Annotated in this window: 17 protein-coding genes; 11 read left to right on the top strand and 6 right to left on the bottom strand. The window is 40.8% G+C overall.

Features of this window, described 5'->3' with window-relative positions:
• Positions 1-29: 29 nt before the first annotated feature.
• The gene (locus tag FM107_RS09590; protein ID WP_086948290.1) at positions 30-1,451 is read right to left on the bottom strand and encodes a glycoside hydrolase family 125 protein; all 1,422 of its coding nucleotides are present in this window, start codon (positions 1,449-1,451) and stop codon (positions 30-32) included.
• A gap of 200 nt (positions 1,452-1,651) precedes the next feature.
• On the opposite strand from FM107_RS09590, the gene FM107_RS09585 reads away from it, so the two are divergent.
• Both FM107_RS09585 and aroQ read left to right on the top strand, forming a co-directional pair.
• Complete coding sequence (locus FM107_RS09585; RefSeq protein ID WP_086948289.1) at positions 1,652-3,283, top strand: gliding motility protein RemB; 1,632 nt, start codon at positions 1,652-1,654, stop codon at positions 3,281-3,283.
• Between the two features lie 34 nt (positions 3,284-3,317).
• Positions 3,318-3,734, top strand: coding sequence for a type II 3-dehydroquinate dehydratase (gene aroQ, locus FM107_RS09580; RefSeq protein ID WP_086948288.1), 417 nt, complete (start codon positions 3,318-3,320; stop codon positions 3,732-3,734).
• 17 nt (positions 3,735-3,751) lie between these two features.
• On the opposite strand, the gene FM107_RS09575 is transcribed toward aroQ, so the two are convergent.
• Entirely contained in the window at positions 3,752-4,957 is a 1,206-nt protein-coding gene (locus FM107_RS09575) for a multidrug effflux MFS transporter (protein ID WP_086948287.1), read from the bottom strand.
• A gap of 178 nt (positions 4,958-5,135) precedes the next feature.
• Positions 5,136-5,966, bottom strand: coding sequence for a prolipoprotein diacylglyceryl transferase (gene lgt, locus FM107_RS09570; protein WP_086948286.1), 831 nt, complete (start codon positions 5,964-5,966; stop codon positions 5,136-5,138).
• 139 nt (positions 5,967-6,105) lie between these two features.
• Here lgt and FM107_RS09565 point away from each other — a divergent pair, with 139 nt between their 5' ends.
• The 3 genes from FM107_RS09565 (at position 6,106) to FM107_RS09555 (ending at position 9,241) form a co-directional block, all read left to right on the top strand.
• Complete coding sequence (locus FM107_RS09565) at positions 6,106-7,224, top strand: M42 family metallopeptidase (protein ID WP_086948285.1); 1,119 nt, start codon at positions 6,106-6,108, stop codon at positions 7,222-7,224.
• A gap of 69 nt (positions 7,225-7,293) precedes the next feature.
• The gene (locus FM107_RS09560; RefSeq protein WP_179204453.1) at positions 7,294-7,620 is read left to right on the top strand and encodes a DUF3467 domain-containing protein; all 327 of its coding nucleotides are present in this window, start codon (positions 7,294-7,296) and stop codon (positions 7,618-7,620) included.
• A gap of 106 nt (positions 7,621-7,726) precedes the next feature.
• The gene (locus tag FM107_RS09555) at positions 7,727-9,241 is read left to right on the top strand and encodes a bifunctional GNAT family N-acetyltransferase/carbon-nitrogen hydrolase family protein (RefSeq protein WP_086948284.1); all 1,515 of its coding nucleotides are present in this window, start codon (positions 7,727-7,729) and stop codon (positions 9,239-9,241) included.
• A 329-nt stretch (positions 9,242-9,570) separates the two neighbouring features.
• Here FM107_RS09555 and FM107_RS09550 read toward each other — a convergent pair whose 3' ends face one another.
• The gene (locus FM107_RS09550) at positions 9,571-10,023 is read right to left on the bottom strand and encodes a thioesterase family protein (RefSeq protein ID WP_218778953.1); all 453 of its coding nucleotides are present in this window, start codon (positions 10,021-10,023) and stop codon (positions 9,571-9,573) included.
• A gap of 51 nt (positions 10,024-10,074) precedes the next feature.
• Complete coding sequence (locus FM107_RS09545; RefSeq protein WP_086948283.1) at positions 10,075-11,340, bottom strand: DUF819 domain-containing protein; 1,266 nt, start codon at positions 11,338-11,340, stop codon at positions 10,075-10,077.
• Between the two features lie 119 nt (positions 11,341-11,459).
• Here FM107_RS09545 and FM107_RS09540 point away from each other — a divergent pair, with 119 nt between their 5' ends.
• On the top strand, positions 11,460-12,737 hold the full coding sequence (locus FM107_RS09540) for a Gfo/Idh/MocA family protein (protein WP_086948282.1): 1,278 nt from the start codon (positions 11,460-11,462) through the stop codon (positions 12,735-12,737).
• A 6-nt stretch (positions 12,738-12,743) separates the two neighbouring features.
• Positions 12,744-13,814, top strand: a complete 1,071-nt coding sequence (locus FM107_RS09535) for a Gfo/Idh/MocA family protein (RefSeq protein ID WP_086948281.1) — start codon at positions 12,744-12,746, stop codon at positions 13,812-13,814.
• 136 nt (positions 13,815-13,950) lie between these two features.
• Here the strand turns inward: FM107_RS09535 and FM107_RS09530 are convergent, their stop codons facing one another.
• Positions 13,951-14,574, bottom strand: coding sequence for a 7-carboxy-7-deazaguanine synthase QueE (locus FM107_RS09530; protein ID WP_086948280.1), 624 nt, complete (start codon positions 14,572-14,574; stop codon positions 13,951-13,953).
• Between the two features lie 1,076 nt (positions 14,575-15,650).
• Between FM107_RS09530 and thrS the strand changes: the two genes are divergently transcribed.
• The 4 genes from thrS to rplT all read left to right on the top strand — a co-directional run bounded on the left by thrS (position 15,651) and on the right by rplT (position 18,826).
• Positions 15,651-17,576, top strand: a complete 1,926-nt coding sequence (gene thrS, locus FM107_RS09525) for a threonine--tRNA ligase (RefSeq protein ID WP_086948279.1) — start codon at positions 15,651-15,653, stop codon at positions 17,574-17,576.
• 47 nt (positions 17,577-17,623) lie between these two features.
• Positions 17,624-18,148, top strand: coding sequence for a translation initiation factor IF-3 (gene infC, locus FM107_RS09520; protein ID WP_373407995.1), 525 nt, complete (start codon positions 17,624-17,626; stop codon positions 18,146-18,148).
• Between the two features lie 33 nt (positions 18,149-18,181).
• Positions 18,182-18,382: a 50S ribosomal protein L35 gene (gene rpmI, locus FM107_RS09515; protein ID WP_086948277.1), complete on the top strand. Its 201-nt coding sequence runs from the start codon at positions 18,182-18,184 to the stop codon at positions 18,380-18,382.
• Between the two features lie 99 nt (positions 18,383-18,481).
• Positions 18,482-18,826, top strand: coding sequence for a 50S ribosomal protein L20 (rplT, locus tag FM107_RS09510; RefSeq protein WP_086948276.1), 345 nt, complete (start codon positions 18,482-18,484; stop codon positions 18,824-18,826).
• The last annotated feature ends 199 nt before the right edge of the window (positions 18,827-19,025 follow it).

Raw genomic sequence — 19,025 nt, 5'->3', positions numbered from 1 at the left:
ATTTTATAAGCGGAGGCCGTTGAGGGGGCTTAGGCTTTGAGTAATTTCGGGTTCTCGTTATAGGTGTGCCAAAGGAGTTCGCCGAACAAGGTATTGGTCCATGCAAACCAATGGCGCGTGAAATTTTTAGGATCATCTTTATGAAAGGACTCGTGCATGAAGCCGGTATCTCCGTGCGTTTTTTTAAGTGTCTGGATACACGCTTGGATCTCCTGGTCATCTTTCGAGGTGAATGCGCGCATAATGATTGACATTGGCCAAATCATGTCACGCCCGATATGTGGACCGCCAACGCCCTCTGCTGCGGAACCCTTAAAGAAAAATGGATTTTTTTCCGACAAAATAAACTTTCTGGTTCGTTGATATACTTCGTCATTTACGTCTACTGCGCCTAAATATGGTAAAGCGAGTAATGATGGAACATTTGCATCATCCATTAAAATCTGGCTTCCATACCCGTCAACTTCAAAAGCATAAATTTTTCCGGCCTCCGGGTGTTCGACGATACCATATCGATTTACCGCATCTTCTACTTCGTTAGCTAATGCCTCCATACGAGATGCTAAATCCGTATTGTTTTTTACTTTGCGTAGTATCTCTGCAGCTTGACGTAAGCTTACCACGGCAAATAGGTTGGAGGGGATGAGAAAAAGAAAAATTGACGCATCATCTGATGGGCGGAATGCTGAACAGATTAATCCCACAGGATTTACCGGATAGCCTAATCCATCGACCTGCAGTGTGTCAGAACCTCGGTCGGTTGTTCGCGCGAACTTATAGGGACCAACGTCATTTTTGCGCTGCTGTTCCGTAAAGGTCTTATAAATATTTTCTTGTGCTTGTACCCACTGGTCATCAAATGGAGTGGCGTCATTGGTCTGTTTCCAGTAATGGTACGCAAGGCGGATCGGGTAACATAAAGAGTCTATTTCCCATTTACGCTCGTGGATGCCTGGTGTCATATCCGTATGATCGGAAAACCATTCCCCTTTTTTGTTTGGGTCATTGTAAAATGCATTCGCGTACGGATCTATATTTATACACTGCGATTGCTTGTTGATTAAACCCAATATTAGATCTTTTAACTTTTTATCCTTTTTCATGAACGGAAGGTAGGGCCATACCTGTGCACTACTGTCACGCAGCCACATCGCATCGATATCACCCGTGATCACATAGGTAAGCCTCCTGTCTGCGGTTGACTCGTCATAAATTGTTGTATCAAGTGTGTTTGGGAAACAGTTATTAAAAAGCCATCCCAATTCCTTGTTGGAAACATTTTTTTGAAATTCCTTGATGGCATCTTCGATGACTTTACTCGAGAAATGTCTTTTATCGGCTGGCACGCGAACCGTCGGAAATTCGTTAAATGAATCGGCAAAAGAGAACTTGCTTACTGCTAAACCCATGCTCAAGGCTGCTGTGTTTTTAAGAAAATTTCTTCGTTTCATTCGTTCTATTCAGTCTATATTCAAATTCTAGTTCTGTTGTAGCAACTAATATAGTTATTAAATTGGAAATTAATGACAGATAATCGATTTAGCATGTTATTCGATGTTGCGCGGTTTTGATTTATTATGTATACATTTGTTATGAATTATTATTTCGGAATAATAATTGCAATGGTCAACTGCAAATTATTTGTTAATTTATGAAGCGTAATAACGTTATTATATATTCTGCTGTTCTGCTGGCAATTTCTTTTATGCAATCGGTGGTCGCACAGGTGAAGAATCTACCTTATTCTTATCAACATTTTCAAAAATACAATGAGCTACTTTATTCGCCTGATACACGCTACCATACAGCCTCGAAACCATATCTTTTAAGAGGTGAACTATTGACAAAATATGATTCGTTAGCCACATCAAATCATATGGATACGCAGAACGGTTTTCTACGGAAATTATTTAATGAACATCTTATTGAGGTTAAAGATGAAAATCATACGTTTTATGCAGACTTTTTACCTGAATTGGTTATCGGTAAAGAAATGATTGATTCGGATAAAAGAACGACCTGGCTCGGTACGGTTGGCGCGCAAGTCGGGGGGACTATCAACGATAAGTTTACCTACTATGCGAGTATCTATAAGAATCGAGGAGTATTCCCAAGATACCTCTCGGAGTATGCCGAGCGTAACCAGGTTATACCAGGGCAAGGAGGAGTGGATCATTTATCTGGAAATAAAAAAGATTGGTTATACGCGACGGCGAGTGTCACCTATGATTTTAGCGATTATTTTCAAACGACGCTTGCCTACGATAAAAATCATATAGGTGATGGTTATCGATCATTATTGCTGTCCGATTTTTCATCGAATTATGCCCAATTAAAACTGACCGGTAAAATTGGTAACGTGCAATATACTTCGATTTGGGCGTATATGAACGATCCGGACAATCCGAGAGTTGACTCTTTGGATTCAGGTAGTCAATATGGCGATGGAGCTAAATGGGGCGCTTTTCAATACTTAGATTATAACGTTAGTAATCGATTGTCGGTCGGTTTTTTCCAGGCTGTGGTCTGGGCTAATAAAAACCAGGCGGGACACCGTGGCTTTGATTTCAATTATATAAGCCCAGTGATTTTTATTCGGCCTGTCGAATCCAATAATTCTACCTCACCCGACAAAATGTTTTTGGGACTGAACGCGAAGTATAAAATTTTACGTAACGTAACGGCTTATGGGCAATTTTTACTCGGTGAATTTACAGCCAAGGAGTTTTTCGGAGGTGATGGATACGCCCATAACAAATGGGGCGCACAAGTGGGGGCGCGCGGCTATGATATTTTTAATGTTAAACACCTGAATTTTCTTGCGGAGTATAACGTCGTAAGACCTTATACTTATCAACATTTTGTCTCGATCTCTAATTATAGTAATAACGGGGAACCGCTCGCACATCCACGTGGAGCGAATTTCAAGGAGCTCATTGGTATAGCTAATTATTCTTGGAACCGGTTTGATTTTTCCTTGCAAGGCGTGTATAGCCGTTTTGGAACGGACCCTGCAGATGGAACGAATATGGGAGGTGATATTTTTCAATCCTACCGGACCATTCCTGAAACGTATGGGAACAAAATAGGGCAGGGGGTGAAGAATGATTTGTATTATCTAGATGCCAAAGCTTCTTATGTTTTAAATCCAAAATATAATCTCCGTTTTGAACTGGGGTATACGCAGCGCTATCACCAGATTAAAGGATTCCCAACCCAGAAGTCTGGAATATTTAATATCGGGCTGCGTTCTTCATTCCGGAATTTTTATGGAGATATTTAGGAGATTGTCTATCTTTAGTGTTTAGGGAAATTCGATGAAAAAAATAATTATAATTAACGGACCGAACTTAAACTTATTAGGGGTTCGCGAAAAGAGTGTGTATGGGGACCGGGATTTTCAGTCTTATTTCGAGGAGCTGAAAGCTGAATATGAACAAGTGGAATTGACCTATTTTCAAAGTAACCACGAGGGATCGATCATAGACAAGCTGCATGAGATTGGCTTTTCCTACCACGGGATTGTCCTCAACGCGGGTGCATTTACCCACACGTCCTTAGCGATTGGCGATGCGATAGCTGCGATTCAAACACCGGTGGTCGAGGTGCACATTTCCAACGTGCATCAAAGAGAAGATTTTAGACATCATTCTTTTTTAGCAAAGAATTGTGTCGGTGTCATTTGTGGTTTTGGCCTCCCTAGTTACCGTTTGGGGCTTCAAAGTTTTCTCTAGCCAAATCCAGCGAGACACTAAATTGCCCCTTGGTCGCCGGGTTTTGCGGCGACAACAGAAATGATCAAAGATCCTGCCGCTGCTACTGCCATCACACATATCATTGGATAGGCCGTGTTGTTGTGAAAAAAACTCACCAGTCCGGAGGTAACTGCGCCGATGGCCATTTGGATGCAGCCCAGTAGTGCTGATGCGCTTCCGGCAAGAGTTTTGAATGGAGAGAGTGCCATCGCCGAGGTATTGGGAAATATAAAACCGTGTCCTAATAGGTAGCAGAAAATAAGTCCGAGCATAATCGGGAATGTCAATAAATCGCTGACAAGAAAACCAAAGAGCACGAGTGCAACAAGCGCTTGCCAGATATTTGCAATTCGGCTAATCTGTGGACTGGTCCATCTTTTTAAAATAATCCGATTGATTTGCGTAGCAACCACCATTGCCGAAGCTACGAATGCGAAAGCCAGCCCATATTCAGACTGCGTTAACCCGTATTGTTCCTGCATGACAAACGAAGAACCAGCGAGGTATGCATATAAGCCTGACGAGGCAATTGATCCCACCATACTGTAGCTTAAAAAGGTTCTGTTGGTAAATACTGTCCAGAAGTTTTTCGTGATTGCAGCTGGGCGTAAGGAGAAGTCCTTATTACCCGGGTATGACTCGGGTAGTTTAAAGTATGTTGCTAAAAGAATAAATGTCCCTATCACCAACAGGGAAACGAAGATGTAATGCCAGTCGAGGTGATTCATCAAGAATGCTCCTGCACTGGGCGCCAATATTGGAGAGATCGCAATAACAAGCATTAATAGACTGAACACGCGTGCCGCTTCGCGCGGTTCGTAATAATCTTGAATCATTGCACGTGCGGCGACCATACCCGCACAGCTACCTAGCGCCTGAAAAAAACGTAGAAGAATAAGGTGTTCTATATCGCGGGTGAAAATACATAGAAAAGTAGCGCCAATATAGATCGTTAAACCAATTAATAGAGGTTTTTTTCGGCCATAACGATCCAATAATGGACCGTAGATTAGCTGACCGAATGCAATACCGACGAAAAAGCTTGTTAACGAATATTGAACCAAATCAACAGAAGTATCGAAATCCGATGCTATAATTTTAAACGCCGGAAGATACATGTCGATTGAAAATGGACCGATTGCCGAGAGTAAGCCGAGGATGAATAGGACTAATGTCCTACTGGGTTTTTTAGTTTGTTGCATGCGTACGCAGATAAAAGCGTCGTGCTCAGGCACGACTCCGCAAATGTACGACGTATAGCGTAAAGTTTTGTGCTAAATTTTTACCATATACGAATTTTTGGTATGAGCCATTGTATGGTGCCAAAATTGTGGTAGCAGTATTTCGTGAATAAATCTTTGTTGCGGCTGATTTTTTGTATTATTTTTTGGCCGGTGCTGCTTTGGGTTTTTTGAATATTAAATAAAATCCAATAGCCACAAATGGAAGACTAAGTAACTGGCCCATGTTAAATTTCATGCCCTCTTCGAATGCCTCTTGATTCTCTTTGAAGAATTCAAGACCGAAGCGTACGCCAAATAATAAAACCAAGAATATACCGAATAATAAACCAGGTTTGGGCTTACTATTTTTCTGGTACATCGCCCAAAGAATAAGAAATATAATGACGTAGCAAATCGCTTCATAGATTTGTGCGGGGTGTCGCGCTATTTCGTCGTGCTTTTCAAAAACAACGCCCCACGGTAAACTCGTCGGTAGGCCTATGATTTCTGAATTGAAAAAATTCCCCAATCGTACAAATGCACCTGCCAGTGGTACGACGAGGACAAGACGGTCGGCAATCCAAACGAAATTTGTTTTTGTCTTTCGCGAGAACAGCCATAATGCCGTAATGATGCCAATTGCTCCCCCGTGACTAGCCAAACCTTGAAAACCTGTGAATTCAAAATTATTATTGCTTATGCGAAACGGGAGAATCATCTCTAGCGGATGTGCCATATAATAGTCGAACTCATAAAATAGGCAATGGCCTAGCCGTGCACCGATCAGTGTGCCTAGGAAAATATAAATGCTTAATTGATCTAATAATTCTTGCGATTTCCCTTCTCTGTTAAAAACACGAAGCATAAGTACGTACGAAACAACGAAGGCCGCTAAAAAACACAATGCATAGTAGCGTAAACCAAAAGAACCAATTTGAAAAATAATTGGGTCAATATTCCAATGGAAGACATTTAGGATTGAAAGCATAGTTCTATTTTAAATGGTAAATATAACGTTATCCATTAATAAATTCCAACAGCAAAATGGTTTATTCCCTAATTTCCGAACAATTGTTTATTTGAAATGCCTGTAATTTTTTCTATTTTGCCTATCAAATTTTTAAAACATGGCGAACAAAAAAGGAAAAGAAGAGAAGACGCATGTTTCGGTTGTTACCGAGAAGTCAATTGGTTTTTTTGAAACATATATTAATAATCCCTCGCCTACAGGGTTTGAATGGCAGGGACAGCGGTTATGGTTGGATTACCTTAAGCCCTATGTGGATGAAACATATATCGATAATTACGGTACAGCAATGGGGATTATTAACCCTAAGGCGCCTTATAAGGTCGTTATTGAAGCGCATGCCGATGAGATTTCATGGTTCGTAAATTATATCACCAAAGATGGTCTTATTTATGTTATCCGCAATGGAGGATCTGACCATCAGATTGCGCCATCTAAACGTGTCAATATCCATACAGATAATGGGATGGTGAAAGCTGTGTTTGGTTGGCCGGCAATCCACACTCGTTCGGGCGAAAAAGAGGATACCCCGAATCTGAAAAATATCTTTTTGGATTGCGGAGCCACATCCAACGAGGAGGTTGAACAGATGGGTATCCACGTTGGATGTGTGGTGACCTACGAAGATGAATTTATGGTCTTAAACGATCGATATTATGTGGGACGTGCACTCGATAACCGGGCAGGGGGATTTATGATCGCTGAGGTAGCGCGGCTATTGAAGGAAAATAAAAAGAAACTTCCCTTCGGCTTATATATTGTAAATTCGGTGCAAGAAGAAATTGGTCTACGTGGGGCCGAGATGATTGCAGACTACATCAAGCCGAATATTGCAATCGTGACCGACGTTACACACGATACGCAGACGCCAATGATTAATAAAATTACCCAAGGAGATTTAGCCTGTGGCCAGGGGCCGGTGTTATCGTATGCGCCTGCGGTACAGGTTAATCTGAATAAATTGTTGATCGAAGTTGCGCAAAAGAATAGTATTCCGTTCCAGCGTCAGGCTTCCTCGAGGTGGACGGGTACGGATACGGATGCCTTTGCGTATTCCAATGGTGGAGTGCCTTCAGCACTAATTTCCCTGCCACTTCGCTATATGCATACGACCGTGGAAATGATTCATAAGGAAGATGTAGACAATGTGATTCGCTTAATTTATGAAGCTATATTAGTTATCGAATCTGGGCAGGACTTCCGAACGTTTACAAAATAAACGTATAAGCGGTAATAATTTGATATATTAGTTAGAAAAAACAGAATGTCGAAAATTGATGTTAATTTTATGGATTTGAAGAACGATAGTACAGAGCCGGAAGAAAATAGCGAGTTAAGTATTGAACTGAGCGAGGAGATTGCAGAAGGCATATATAGTAATTTGGCAATTATTACGCACTCCAATAGTGAGTTTGTTTTAGATTTTATCCGCATCATGCCGGGTATTCCTAAGGCGAAAGTTAAGTCTCGCATCGTCTTGACGCCCGAGCACGCGAAAAGACTCCTTGGGGCACTTCAAGATAATGTGAACCGGTATGAAGAGGGAAATGGTCCGATCAAAACTAACGATCCTCCCATTCCCATGAACTTTGGTGGTCCTAAAGGAGAGGCGTAAGCTGTTATAGAAAAAGATTGGAGAACGGGAAGTTCTCCTTTTTGTTTAATTTAGATAATATGGGCGAGGCTGATAGCTAGAGTTCGCTGTGGCAAGAACGGAATATATGGATATAGAGGTTAGGATATTAACGGACGAAGATTATAAGGATCTTAAACGATCTATGGAAAAGGCGTACGGCGGTGATTCTGGAGGCGTATGGACGCGCGAAAATATAGAAGATCTACTTACGCTGTTTCCAGAAGGTCAACTATGCGTTGAATTAAATGGCAGGGTGGTCGCTTGTGCATTGTCTCTGATAATAGACTCGAAAAAAACGAATCTACAGAAGAAGTATTATGAGATCATCGATGACGGGAAGTTTACGACACATGATGACGAAGGCGATACCTTATATGGGATCGAAGTATTCGTGCACCCCGACCATCGTGCACTGCGCCTTGGAAGGCGGTTATACGATGCGCGTAAACAACTCTGTGAAGAGATGAACCTAAAAGGTATTGTCGCAGGTGGACGGATACCGAATTATCATAACTATGCGGATAAAATGACACCGCGGACGTACATTGAAAAGGTAAAGCGCAAAGAGATCTTCGATCCGACATTAACGTTTCAGTTGTCGAATGACTTTCACGTTCAGAAAATTTTAAAAAACTATTTACCTGGAGATAAAGAATCGAACGAATTTGCCACATTACTCGTGTGGGACAATATTTATTATGAACCGGATGCCAAATCAAATTCGACGACAAAACAGACTATTCGTTTGGGACTCGTTCAATGGCAGATGCGCTCATTTAAAGACGTAGAAGAGTTCTACGACCAAGTAGAGTTTTTCGTCGATGCGGTTAGTGATTATGGCGCCGATTTTGTCTTGTTCCCGGAGTTTTTCAATACACCCCTGATGAGCCCTTATAATCACCTTCCCGAGCGTGCCGCGATGGAAAAGTTAGCGGAGCTTACCTCGGGGATTATTGTTAAGATGCAAGAGTTGGCGATATCTTACAATGTAAACATTATTGCCGGTTCGATGCCGATCATGGAATATAAGAAGTTATATAATGCCTCATATCTGTGCCATCGAAATGGTAAAGTAGATGTACATAAAAAGATCCATATAACACCGAATGAGTTCAAGTATTATGGCATGGCCGGAGGGAGTGATATAGGTGTGTTTGATACGGATTGTGGTAAGGTGGGGTTGCTTATATGCTATGATGTCGAATTTCCGGAGGTAAGCCGAATTATGGCGGATCAAGGCATGCAGATATTGTTCGTACCTTTTATGACCGATACGCAGAATGGATATATGCGGGTTCGATCTTGCGCACAAGCACGAGCAATTGAAAATGAATGCTATGTTGCCATTGCAGGTTGTGTTGGGAATTTACCGCGTGTAAATAACATGGATATACAGTATTCACAATCAGCGGTTTTTACGCCTTCAGATTTTGCGTTTCCAAATAACGGTATCAAGGCAGAAGCGACACCAAATACGGAGATGGTATTAATTGCAGATGTCGATTTATATGCATTACGTGATTTGCATGAATACGGAACGGTAAAATTATTGAAAGATCGGCGCAATGATCTTTATGAGGTTGTTGTAAAGAATAAATAGAAGGTTTCTAACCGTCATTTGGTATGGACGTTCCTTCCACTTGAATTACCTGTGGGGCTTATTCTCCTCATGATGATGATCTAAATGTCCCTCAAGCATAGGGTGTAGGAGGGGGGGACATCCGGGCAATACACAATCAGTTTGTAACCGCTTGATGGGCACTTTAGAGAGTTTGTTCTTCAATTGGCTTTAGTTCGGGACTGAAAATTCATTGAATACCAGCTGTCGCCAATGTTTATTCGTTACTGTACTAATTAAATCTTCAGTAGAACGAATTTTCTTTTACCGATAGTTATTTTACCGGATCAGATTGATCGAACCTCTGGTTATTATTTTGGAGTTGATTCGCTCTGATAATCCAGAGCTTTGGGAATTCTGTCGATATGTGACTCCCAATCTTTTGGGATACTTGTTAATTTTCTTTCCTTTAAATTCAACCAAGCACCATCGACAATTACAGTCGCTGCTTTAACGCCATTTTCTTTGTATATCTCATGGCGAAACGAAAATCTAAAGTTCGAGGTATTGAGTTTTGTTAGCTCAACTTTTACGGTGATTTTTTCGTCCAAGCCTATTTCACGGTGATAGATAAGCTCCTCACGAAATAGAATAGGACCGATTCCGCTTTTAGCAAACTCTTCAAGTGATAGTCCTGATTCTTTTAACATATTGCTGCGTGCTTGCGCACAAAAATCTGCATAAGCTGAGTGACGAAGGTGCCGGTTGGGATCTAGTTGCGCCCACAAGACCTGGCCCTGATAGTAGGTTTTGTTATCTTCCATGGTAGGTGAAATTACAAAAAATATTCCCAGTACAGTTTAAAAACGATTTAATTATCCGCCAGCTGCTAGCTGCATTAAAATAGCGGTTAACCATCCGGCGTATGTACCTATTGCATAACCAAAAACAGAAAGTATCACACCTACGGAAATTAGCGATGGGTGGAATGCGGCAGAAACGACGGTCGCAGAAGCAACACCTCCGATATTCGACAAGCTACCTACTGCGAAATAAAAGAATGGAACTTTTAAGATTTTCCCAACGATAATTAAAAGTATTGCATGGAATGAAAGCCATAGCGCACCAACAACGAACAACCCTGGGTTTTCTAAGATAGCTAAGATGTCCATCTGCATACCGATAGTTATAATGAGCATATAAAGTAATGCAGTCGCTAACTTAGATGCACCGGCATGCTCTAGTTTCCGAGCAGGCGTGAACGAAAGTGTGATCCCGATTATGGTTGCTATAAGTATGATCCAGAAGTAATTATTAGTTAATGAAAATGTCTCTAGCTGTGGGAAATTAACCTGCATATATTCCGAGATAGGTGTCGCTAAGAAAGAAGCTAAACCTGTACCGCCTAAAGCAAATGAAAGCATCATGATGATATCTTTTGTCTCTGGTATTCTACTATTAGATTTCGATAAATGATCCATCCGCACCGTAAGTTCCTCTACGTCTCTAGCGTCCGCTTTGAAAAATTTGTCCACCTTCTTGACGTTCGCAGCGCCATACAATAAAAGCGCCATCCAGAGGTAAGCCACTAATGCATCCACCGCAATTATGGACGAAAAAAGCTTCCCTGAAGGTTGTAATATTTCACGTAATGCAACCTGATTTGCGCTGCCTCCGATCCACGATCCTGCCAGTGTGCCTAGGCCACGCCACACTGCATCGGGACCAATTCCCCCAACAACCTCAGGTGCTACGAGTGCGGTGAGCCACACGGCAATAGGACCGCCCAAAACTAAACCCACCGTGCCCGTTATAAACATTAACCCCGCACGTTTGCGCAGATTCCACAGTTCACGCAGATCGAGATTTAGGGTGAAAAGAATTACGCAGGACGGAAGAAAGAAGCGGCTTCCTATGCTAGCTAAGGGCGAGTTTGCTCCGTCAATTACATGGGTGGAATTCAGGATACCCGGAACAAAATAACATAGCAGCAATGGCGGGATAATCGAATAGAAATTTTTAATATATTTATTCTCAAGATTTGAGGTGTAAAATACGCCGCCTAGTACTGCCATTAATAATCCAAACGTGGCAGCATTATCTTTGATTAGCGGTGTAATATCTTTGATAGCATCTTGCATAATCTTGGGGTTATTGTTAATTTGTCGTGAAATTATGCAAATATTCCTTATTGGCAATTGATTTTTTGTTATTCTTGCGTGTGGATGCAAGATTTTTTTCTAAACCGTAAATTATATGCATGACTAATAGACGTGAGTTTTTAAAATCTAGTAGCATCGTTTTAGGGGCTACTGCAATTGACACGCCGCTAACGGCTGCAGGTCTTATTCAAAAAAATAAAACTTTAAATGTTGGCCTTATAGGCTGCGGAGGTCGAGGGACGGGAGCGATCTTCCAAGCTTTGCAAGCTGATCCAGATGTAAAGGTTACTGCACTTGCAGATGTATTTGATCATAATCTTCAGGAGACGCTTACCGCCTTGAAGGGGAAGTATGGTGATCGAATTGACGTACCGGAAAATCGTGCCTTTATCGGTTTCGACGCGTTCGAAAAGCTAATAAAATCAAATGTTGATGTCGTTCTTTTATGTACGCCACCTAGTTTTCGTCCAGCACACTTAGCGCTTGCAATACAGGAAGGAAAACATGTTTTTTGTGAAAAACCTGTTGCAGTAGATATCCCTGGGGTGCATATTGTCCACGATGCTGTACGACTAGCGAAGCAAAAGAAGCTTTGTGTAATGAGTGGGTTTTGTTTCCGGTATTCATTCCCTAGCCGGAAGTTAGTTGCTAAAGTGCATCAAGGAGCAATCGGAGATATACATGCGATTTCAACTTTTCGTTTAGGTGGCGAGTTGAGTTATCGTGAGCCCCTAGCCGGAAGTTCTGAATTAGAACAACAAATTCGAAATTGGTTTTATTATCAACGTTATTCAGGTGATATGATTGTGGAGCAAACTGTTCATAGCATCGATTTTATGAACTGGATGTTGAAGGAAAAGGTTCCGACCCAAGTGACAGCTATGGGGGGGCGTCAAAGTCGTCCGTGGAATAAATTTGGAAATGTTTATGATCATTTCAGCGTGGAATTTGTCTATGACGATGGATTCCGTGGTTTCCACTTTGGTCGCCAGCAAAATGGAACCACTCCGCGCAATACCATTGAAGCGCTTGGTACCCAGGGCAGAGTTAATGTAGCTTTGAATACGAGTTATGAGATTTTCGGTGATCAACCATGGAAGAACACGGAGCAGTTAAACAATATGTATCAAACCGAACATGACGAATTATTTAAGGCAATTCGTGAAAATCGTGTGATCGAGGACGGCGAATATATGGCAAATTCGACGCTAATGGCTATTTGGGGACGTGCCTCGGCTTATTCAGGAAAGACTATATCATACGAGGAAATTATAAACTCAACGGAAACTTTAGGGCCATCGGCTAAAGAATATACTTGGGACACCGAAGTAGATGAACTCCCAATTGCTAGGCCAGGTGCGTATAAATTTGTATAAGAGAAGATGGAGAAAATTAGAATCTTAATTGTTGGATGTGGTAATATGGGCGCCTCCCATGCATTGGCTTATCACCAAATGGATGACTTTGAAATTGTCGGCTTAGTCTCACGAGGAGCGAGTAAAAGCGCCTTGAATCGGAAGCTAGGAGCGAATTATCCGTTGTTTGATAGCTATGAGACTGCCCTTGATCAAACGGTCCCGGATGCTGTTTGTATTTCCACTTATCCCGATACGCATGAGCAATATGCAATCATGGCTTTTGAAATCGGTGCGCATGTTTTTATAGAAAAACCGCTTGCCGATAGTGTTATTGGTGCTGTACGTGTTGTACAGTCGGCAAAGAAATCTGGTAAGAAGTTGGTTGTAGGGTATATTTTACGTTACCATCCTTCCTGGATTAAATTTATTGAAATTGGTCAAACATTAGGCACGCCCTTGGTGTTCCGCATGAATCTTAATCAGCAAAGTCATGGGTATATGTGGGACGTGCATCGCAACCTGATGGACAGTTTGAGCCCTATTGTAGATTGCGGCGTACATTATATCGATGTGATGTGCCAGATGACAGCCGCGAAACCTACTCAGGTTTATGCCATCGGTGCGCGACTCACCGACGAGATCCCCAAGACCAACTACAACTATGGGCAGTTACAGATTCGGTTTGACGACGGCTCAGTAGGATGGTATGAGGCGGGGTGGGGGCCAATGGTTAGCGAGACTGCATTTTTTGTGAAAGATGTGATCGGTCCTAAAGGTTCCGTATCGATCGTTGCAAACCAAGCAGCGTCAATCGGACAGTCCGATTCCGTAGAAGCACATTCAAAAACCGAATCATTACGTGTGCATTATGCGGACATTGATGAAACAAATAATTTCGTACATAGCGATCAATGGGTTGATCTTTCCGATGAACCCGACCACCAGGAATTATGCAACCGCGAACAACAATTCTTTTTGCAAGCAATTAAAGAGGATTTAAATCTAGAGAAATCAATGCAAGATGCACTTAATAGTTTGCGAATTGCTTTTGCCTGCGATGAATCTGTACGAAGTGGGGAGGTCGTGAAGTTATAAAGTATTTGTCTGTAGCTGCTATCGGGGAGCGATGCTGCTCGCAATCGGGTGAAATATTATCTTGCGTGCTCAGTAAGCGCTTTTAGATTATTTGTTCATAGTGTTGCCAAACAAATAGAAATTTCCATCAAAATCACTACGGTATATTGAGGTATTTATGTGTTTGTAAAGATATTTCCCATTGTGGGTTTTCTTTAACATATTCAATAATAGCTGGAGTCATTTCCGAGACTTTCGACCATTCGGGCTGAAGGTATAGTTTACAGTTTTTACTCACAAATTTGGCGTGTTCTTCGGCCCATTGAAAATCGCTTTTGTTGAATACGATAACTTTGAGTTCGCCCGCTGCATTCAATACATCGGGACGTGGAGCTTTAAATTTCTTGGGAGACAGACAAATCCAATCCCAAAAACCCGAAAGAGGATATGCGCCGGATGTTTCGATAAAGGTTTGGATACCTTCTTCTTTCAATCTTTTTGTCAGATAATCTAAATTATATAAAAGAGGTTCTCCTCCAGTTACAACGACTGTTTTTGCGGGATGTAGTTTCGCATGTTCGACAATCGTGTCGGCTGCGGTGAGAGGATGAACGTCCGCATCCCAACTTTCCTTTACGTCACACCAGTGGCAACCTATATCACAACCTCCCAAACGTATGAAATAAGCAGCTTTTCCGGTGTGATATCCCTCTCCTTGTATTGTGTAAAATTCCTCCATTAGGGGGAGGAGTCTTCCGTCTTCTGGAACCTGATTTGACATTTCTTAGTTATTTTCGAGGACAAAGGTACGAAAATTAAGTACAGGAGAAGTTAGGCTAATGTCTTAGTTTTTTCAAAATGTGAATTGTATCCTCGTTTTTTGATGACACATGCACCGACCGGAAACGACTAGGACGGAAATTCAAAATGTTAAACTTATAAAAATGGTCTGATTGGATTTGGTACAATATGTATATCGGTAGAAATATAAAAATCATCGACAAAGTCTATCTTGGATAATTTTTGATAAATTCCTATAAGAGCGAATAGTCAAATTGGACTTTAATCACAATTTTATTTAATTAATGATTTAATCTTTTAGTTTACGAACATAATTGTGGATTGAAAACGTGTTTTTGTTCCCTTTTTTATTAGTTATTTTTTATTGAGAGAAACGATTAAATATATCAATTTGGTCTTTATTAATATTTTAAGTAGTTTATTTCCCGCAAAGAGTATAATTCATCGTGATAGCTTCTTTTTGTATCTAATATTCAGTCAATTATGTTATTAAGGTTTTCTAAATGCAAGCTACGATTCAAAAGTCATTTGGTTACTTTTTTTGTTTATCTATTTCCCAATGTTTCTCCGGATTTTCCAGGAATTTCATCAAATTGTTGTAATTGAAAAGTACATTTTGCAAATCGAACCCCGGTTTGAAAATGCTTAGTTACTTTTTAATTTCTTCTTTATTACGGCTAATAGGAGTCAGAGGCTCAATAGGCAACAAATCTGTATTTTATTATCACTAAGAAAAACCTTAACAGAATATTCTGCTTCAATATGGTAATTTAATTTTTCATTTAGATTTACACATTCCGGCAGTTAGCCGACTTTTATCTCAAACAATTTTGTTAAAATTAAAATAAATCCGACGTAGCAGTATAATAATAAGAGTAGAAATTAAAATGTCAAAACATTTTGCGACTTTTTGTAAAGTTTTGGAGATATTTGTAAAGAATGCTCGATTGAGCTACGTTTTTAAAAAAGATTTACAAATAATTTACACCATAGTAGGGTGGGTGTTTGTAAAGTTTTAAAAACGAATAACTTACAAATTCTAAATCATATTTGTTAATGATTAACATTACATTACCTGACGGTTCGGTACGTCAGTTTGAAAAAGGAACTACCGCAATGCAGGTCGCACTTTCAATATCTGAGGGGCTTGCACGAAACGTATTGGCAGCAGAAATAAATGGCGAGGTCTGGGATGCTACTCGTGCTATCGAAGAAGATGCATCGGTTAAGCTGCTCACTTGGAATGATGATAAAGGAAAATCTACCTTTTGGCATTCATCTGCACATTTGTTGGCTGAAGCGTTGGAGGCTTTATATCCGGGCGTGAAATTAGGGATAGGCCCCTCCGTCGAAACTGGCTTCTATTATGACGTCGATTTTGGTGACCGCACATTCTCTTCAGATGAATTTAAACAGATCGAAGATAAAATGCTTGCTTTAGCAAAGCAAAAGGAGGTCTTCGAACGCAAACCTATTTCCAAGGCTGATGCAGTTGCGTATTTTACTGAAAAAGGTGATGAATATAAGCTTGACCTTTTAAAGGATCTCGAAGATGGGAAGATCACATTCTATACGCAGGGTAATTTTACGGATCTTTGTCGAGGACCACATATCCCACAAACAGGGGTAATAAAAGCGATAAAATTAACGAACGTTGCGGGTGCATTTTGGCGTGGGGATGAAACGCGTAAACAGTTGACTCGTATTTATGGTGTGACTTTCCCCAAAGCGTCAGAGTTGACGGAATATCTTAAGTTTATTGAAGAAGCAAAGAGAAGAGATCACCGTAAACTAGGTAAAGAACTTGAACTATTTGCGTTTTCGGAAAAGGTAGGCGCTGGGTTGCCATTATGGTTGCCTAAGGGCACCGCATTGCGTCAGAAATTACAGGATTTCCTTCAGCGCGCACAGATCAAAGGGGGCTATGAGCCGGTTGTTACACCGCATATCGGACATAAACAACTGTATGTTACTTCCGGGCATTATGAGAAATACGGAGCTGATGCTTTTCAGCCGATTCATACGCCCGTTGAAGGGGAGGAATTCTTCTTGAAGCCGATGAACTGTCCGCATCATTGTGAAATATATAAAGTCAAACCGCGCTCGTATAAAGATTTACCAGTTCGATTTGCAGAGTTTGGAACAGTATACCGTTATGAACAATCGGGTGAGCTTCATGGTTTAACCCGTGTACGTGGGTTTACGCAAGATGATGCACATCTATTTTGTCGTCCGGATCAAGTAAAAGAGGAATTTAAAAAGGTCATCGATTTAGTACTTTATGTTTTTGATGCACTCGGATTTGTTGATTTTACGGCGCAAGTTTCGCTTCGTGATCCTGAAAATCGTACTAAATATATCGGGACAGATGAGAACTGGCAGCTTGCCGAGCAGGCGATTATCGAAGCAGCTGATGAAAAGGGACTTCCTACGACGGTTGAATATGGGGAGGCGGCTTTCTATGGTCCGAAGCTAGACTTTATGGTGAAGGATGCATTAGGACGCAGATGGCAGCTCGGCACGATTCAGGTGGATTATAATTTACCCGAGCGTTTCGAGCTTGAATACACGGGTAGTGATAACCAAAAGCATCGTCCTGTGATGATTCACCGCGCTCCCTTCGGTTCTATCGAACGTTTTGTTGCAGTCTTGATTGAGCATTGCGCAGGGCAATTTCCATTATGGCTTGCTCCAGAGCAATTTATCGTCTTGCCAGTGTCAGAAAAATATGAAGAATATGCGAAAAACCTTTTAGAATCCCTAAATAATTCCGATATTCGCGGACTGATTGACCATCGCGATGAGAAAGTTGGCCGTAAGATTCGTGATGCGGAAGTGAAAAAAATCCCTTATATGCTGATTGTGGGGGAAAAGGAGATGGAGAGTGGCACAGTTTCTGTGCGTAAGCATGGGTCTGTCGAGGTAGGGACGATGAGCCCTTCGGATTTTAAGGAATTATTAATTAAAGAGATAACCGTTTAATTTTAAAATATTTGGCATTAAATAGAGGTGGTGGTTCTAGACCACCAATGAGAAAGAAAGAACCAGAACATCGCATTAACGAATTTATCAGGGTACCTGAGGTACGCCTGGTCGGCGATAATATAGAACAAGGAATTTATCCAACTCGTAAGGCAATGGAATTAGCTGATCAATTGGAACTTGATCTTGTGGAAATTTCGCCAAATGCGGCTCCTCCCGTTTGTAGAATTATAGACTATAGTAAGTTTATTTACGAACAGAAGAAGAAGCAAAAAGAAATAAAATCGAATGCTAAGCAGACAGTAATTAAAGAAATTCGTTTTGGTCCCAATACAAGTGACCACGATTTTGACTTTAAGCTTAAGCACGCGATGAAGTTTTTAGAAAACGGAGAGAAAGTGCGTGCATACGTGCATTTTAAAGGTCGTGCTATCGTATTTAAAGAACATGGAGAAATTCTTTTATTACGGTTCGCACAGGCGTTAGAGGATTATGGAAAAGTTGAGTTGCTACCTAAATTAGAAGGTAAACGAATGTTCCTTACGCTTGCACCCAAAGCTCCAAAAAAATAGAGAGTCTAACAGATTGATATAAAAAATAGGATTATGCCAAAAGTAAAAACCAATTCCAGCGCGAAAAAACGCTTTAAATTGACTGGAACAGGTAAAATAGCAAGAAAAGGGGCTTACAAAAGCCACATTTTGACGAAAAAAACAAAAAAACAAAAACGTAACTTGACACAAACTAGCTACGTACATGACGCGGATTTAGGCAACGTAAAACGTATGCTTGCTCTGGGTAAATAAGTTTTTATCTCAATTTTAACAAATATTTTTTGACCGGGTATCAGGTAGTAAGATTACTGAGAAACGTAACGCCTAATACCAAACTAAATTTTAAATAATATGCCACGTTCGGTTAACGCAGTCGCTTCCAGAAGAAGAAGAAAAAGAATCTTGAAATTAGCTAAAGGCTATTTCGGTTCAAGAAGCAAAGTTTATACTATTGCTAAAAATACAGTAGAAAAAGGTTTACAGTACGCTTACCGCGACCGTAAAACTAAAAAACGCGAGTTCAGAGCTTTATGGATTCAACGTATCAATGCAGGAGCACGTCAACATGGAATTTCTTATTCGCAGTTGATCGGTAAATTAAATGCTAAGAATATCGGTTTAAACCGTAAGGTTTTAGCTGATTTAGCCTTAAATAACCCCGATGCTTTCAAAGCAGTTGTAGACGCAGTAAAATAGAGTTTTAAATCGTTATCAATTTGTTAGATACTTTAAAAGGAGCCCAAGTGGCTCCTTTTTTTAGGCGTTGTTTTTGGTCCATAGCCTCATTTCTTTAGGGGGGAACGAAATTCAAATTGCAGATATTGCGCCAAGGAAGTATTCCGCGACTATGCGCATAAAATGTCGTCGCTGATCTAGCATAAAAAAACGTATTTGC

It is taken from the genome of Sphingobacterium sp. JB170, from assembly GCF_900163865.1.
In the GTDB taxonomy this organism is placed as follows: domain Bacteria; phylum Bacteroidota; class Bacteroidia; order Sphingobacteriales; family Sphingobacteriaceae; genus Sphingobacterium.
This window is presented reverse-complemented; position numbering and strand designations above follow the sequence as displayed.